The sequence below is a fragment of the Enterobacter cloacae complex sp. IR5441 genome (assembly GCF_049238215.1).
Lineage (GTDB): Bacteria > Pseudomonadota > Gammaproteobacteria > Enterobacterales > Enterobacteriaceae > Enterobacter > Enterobacter hormaechei_C.
Genome location: NZ_JBMKIA010000080.1, coordinates 1 through 3,760, shown reverse-complemented (window position 1 = coordinate 3,760; position 3,760 = coordinate 1). Strand labels below are relative to the sequence as shown.

The 3,760-nt window shown below is 55.6% G+C and carries 3 protein-coding genes and 1 pseudogene; 3 read left to right on the top strand and 1 reads right to left on the bottom strand.

Annotation, left to right across the window (positions count from 1 at the left end; all coding sequences use genetic code 11):
- Positions 1-65: 65 nt before the first annotated feature.
- Positions 66-722, bottom strand: a complete 657-nt coding sequence (tetR(D), locus tag ACOTX5_RS26210) for a tetracycline resistance transcriptional repressor TetR(D) (protein ID WP_000113282.1) — start codon at positions 720-722, stop codon at positions 66-68.
- 95 nt (positions 723-817) lie between these two features.
- Between tetR(D) and tet(D) the strand changes: the two genes are divergently transcribed.
- The 3 genes and pseudogenes from tet(D) to ACOTX5_RS26195 form a co-directional block, all read left to right on the top strand.
- The gene (tet(D), locus tag ACOTX5_RS26205) at positions 818-2,002 is read left to right on the top strand and encodes a tetracycline efflux MFS transporter Tet(D) (RefSeq protein ID WP_001039466.1); all 1,185 of its coding nucleotides are present in this window, start codon (positions 818-820) and stop codon (positions 2,000-2,002) included.
- A gap of 94 nt (positions 2,003-2,096) precedes the next feature.
- A complete protein-coding gene (locus ACOTX5_RS26200) occupies positions 2,097-3,206 on the top strand; it encodes an S-(hydroxymethyl)glutathione dehydrogenase/class III alcohol dehydrogenase (protein ID WP_000842134.1) in 1,110 nt (369 codons plus the stop codon).
- A 21-nt stretch (positions 3,207-3,227) separates the two neighbouring features.
- Positions 3,228-3,650, top strand: a pseudogene (locus tag ACOTX5_RS26195) (alpha/beta hydrolase-fold protein); the annotation flags it as partial.
- Positions 3,651-3,760: the final 110 nt, after the last annotated feature.

The window sequence follows — 3,760 nt, the reverse complement described above, 5'->3', positions numbered from 1 at the left end:
TACGGCCCACAGAATGATGTCACGCTGAAAATGCCGGCCTTTGAATGGGTTCATGTGCAGCTCCATCAGCAAAAGGGGATGATAAGTTTATCACCACCGACTATTTGCAACAGTGCCGTAAGCTGCACCTCAAACCCCCGGATCAGGCTCTCCAGGCCATGCAGAAAGGCCTGCTCACCATCATCACTGTCCATAATCTGCAGCGCTTCCCGCAATAGCGGCGGCAGGTTTTCGTCCGGTGCTGCAGGGCGGTCGGTCAGGGCGGCAGTATGCTCCTGCTGCTCCAGTACGGCACCAAGGGTAAAATGACTGACCGCTGAAATCGCATATAACCCGTCGCGCAGTGAAAAGCCGTTTTCTGTCATAAAGCGTAACTGGGTTTCCACCGTATCATACTGTTTTTCATCAGGGCGGGTGCCGAGGTGCACTTTTGCCCCGTCACGGTAACGCAGCAGCGCCCGGCGGAAACTCATTGCATTATTGCGCAGAAATGACTGCCAGGATTCCCCCGCCGCAGGCAGTGAATAATCATGATGACGCGCCAGGATCTCCACCGCCAGCGCATCCAGTAACGCCCGTTTATTTTTCACATGCCAGTAAAGTGTCGGCTGTTCTATTCCCAGCTTCTGCGCCAGCTTGCGGGTCGTCAGCCCGTCAATCCCTGTCTCATTCAGCAGTTCCAGTGCCGCATCAATAACCGATTCTCTGTTCAGCCGTGCCATGACCGTCTCCTCCGATTTTCAGATTGACACTCTATCATTGATAGGGATATATTCCAACTCTATCAATGATAGGGAATTAACACAGGATCTGAAAAATGAATAAACCCGCTGTCATCGCGCTGGTGATTACACTGCTGGACGCGATGGGAATTGGTCTGATCATGCCGGTATTACCGTCACTGCTGCGGGAATATCTCCCGGAAGCGGATGTGGCAAACCATTACGGCATTCTGCTGGCGCTGTATGCGGTGATGCAGGTCTGTTTTGCTCCGCTGCTGGGCAGATGGTCAGATAAGCTGGGGCGCAGACCGGTGCTGCTGTTATCCCTGGCGGGTGCCGCGTTTGATTACACACTGCTGGCACTGTCCAATGTGCTGTGGATGTTGTATCTCGGGCGGATTATCTCCGGGATCACTGGTGCCACCGGCGCGGTTGCGGCTTCGGTAGTGGCGGACAGCACGGCGGTCAGCGAGCGTACCGCCTGGTTCGGCCGTCTCGGTGCGGCCTTTGGTGCCGGGCTGATTGCCGGGCCGGCTATCGGCGGACTGGCGGGGGATATCTCACCGCATCTGCCGTTTGTCATTGCGGCAATACTGAATGCCTGCACCTTTCTGATGGTCTTTTTTATCTTTAAACCGGCGGTACAGACAGAAGAAAAACCGGCGGAGCAGAAACAAGAAAGCGCAGGTATCAGCTTTATCACACTGCTTAAACCTCTGGCGCTGTTGCTGTTTGTCTTTTTTACCGCGCAGCTTATCGGGCAGATCCCGGCCACTGTCTGGGTATTGTTTACGGAGAGCCGCTTTGCCTGGGACAGCGCGGCGGTCGGTTTTTCACTGGCGGGACTCGGGGCGATGCATGCACTGTTTCAGGCGGTGGTTGCCGGGGCGCTGGCAAAACGGCTGAGTGAGAAAACCATTATTTTCGCCGGATTTATTGCCGATGCCACCGCGTTTTTACTGATGTCTGCTATCACTTCCGGATGGATGGTGTATCCGGTCCTGATCCTGCTGGCAGGCGGCGGAATTGCACTGCCTGCATTGCAGGGCATTATCTCTGCCGGGGCATCGGCGGCAAATCAGGGAAAACTACAGGGTGTGCTGGTCAGCCTGACCAATCTGACCGGCGTGGCGGGCCCGCTGCTGTTTGCTTTTATTTTCAGTCAGACACAGCAGAGTGCGGACGGTACGGTGTGGCTGATTGGCACGGCACTGTACGGTCTGCTGCTGGCAATCTGTCTGCTGATCAGAAAACCGGCACCGGTGGCGGCCACCTGCTGACCGGCGCTATACAGGCAGCGCTGTTGTGCGGTATGGTGGACGGCATTCGTGCTTATCGCCTGCCATGATAAGCCTCAGACACAGAGGAACCGTTATGAAATCACGCGCAGCAGTCGCCTTCGGGCCGGGTTTACCCCTTGAAATTGTTGAAATTGATGTGGCACCGCCGAAGAAAGGTGAAGTGCTGGTGAAAATCAGTCACACCGGGGTATGCCATACCGATGCCTACACGCTTTCCGGTGATGATCCGGAAGGTCTGTTCCCGGTGGTGCTCGGCCATGAAGGTGCCGGGGTGGTGGTTGAGGTCGGTGAGGGCGTGACCAGTGTGAAACCGGGCGACCATGTGATCCCGCTGTACACCGCCGAGTGCGGCGAGTGTGATTTCTGTACCTCCGGTAAAACCAACCTCTGTGTTGCCGTCCGCGAAACCCAGGGCAAAGGCGTGATGCCGGACGGCACCAGCCGTTTTTCGTATAACGGTCAGCCGCTCTATCACTATATGGGCTGCTCGACATTCAGCGAATATACCGTTGTGGCGGAAGTATCACTGGCGAAAATCAATCCGCAGGCCAATGCGGAGCAGGTTTGCCTGCTCGGCTGCGGCGTGACCACCGGGATCGGCGCGGTACACAATACCGCGAAGGTACAGGAAGGGGATTCTGTGGCGGTATTCGGCCTCGGCGGTATCGGGCTGGCCGTGGTGCAGGGCGCACGTCAGGCAAAAGCGGGGCGCATCTTTGCCATCGATACCAATCCATCCAAGTTTGAGCTGGCAAAACAGTTCGGCGCCACAGACTGCATTAATCCCAATGATTATGACAAACCTGTTCAGCAGGTGCTGGTCGAAATGACCAAATGGGGTGTGGATCATACCTTTGAATGTATCGGCAATGTCAATGTGATGCGGTCGGCGCTGGAAAGTGCGCACCGTGGCTGGGGGCAGTCGGTAATTATCGGGGTGGCGGGTGCCGGAAAAGAGATTTCAACCCGTCCGTTCCAGCTGGTGACCGGCCGGGTCTGGAAAGGCACGGCGTTCGGCGGCGTGAAAGGGCGTACCCAGTTGCCGGGAATGGTGGAAGATGCCATGAGCGGCAAAATCGAGCTGGCGCCGTTTGTCACGCACACCATGGAACTGGATAAAATCAATGAAGCTTTTGATTTGATGCACGACGGCAAATCCATCCGCACAGTCATTCATTACTGATAACGTATTCAGGGAGATACTATGGAACGGATTGAACATCACGTCTGTTTCGGCGGCAGCCAGGAAGTCTGGCGTCACCACTCTGCGGTGACCGGCACGCCGATGACTTTTTCCGTGTTTCTGCCGCCGCAGGCAAAAACAGAGAAATGTCCTGTGCTGTACTGGCTTTCCGGGCTGACCTGCAACGAGCAGAATTTTATCACCAAAGCCGGGGCACAGCGTTACGCAGCGGAACACGGCCTGGTGATTGTCGCGCCGGATACCAGTCCGCGCGGCAGTCAGGTGGCGGATGATAAAGAGTACGATCTCGGCCAGGGTGCCGGGTTTTATGTCAATGCCACACAGGAGCCGTGGAAAGCGCATTATCAGATGTATGATTATATTCTGAATGAGCTGCACACCCTGGTAAGCGGGCATTTCGGCACATCGGAAAAACGGGCACTGTTGCAAAGTTAGCGATGAGGCAGCCTTTTGTCTTATTCAAAGGCCTTACATTTCAAAAACTCTGCTTACCAGGCGCATTTCGCCCAGGGGATCACCATAATAAAATGCTG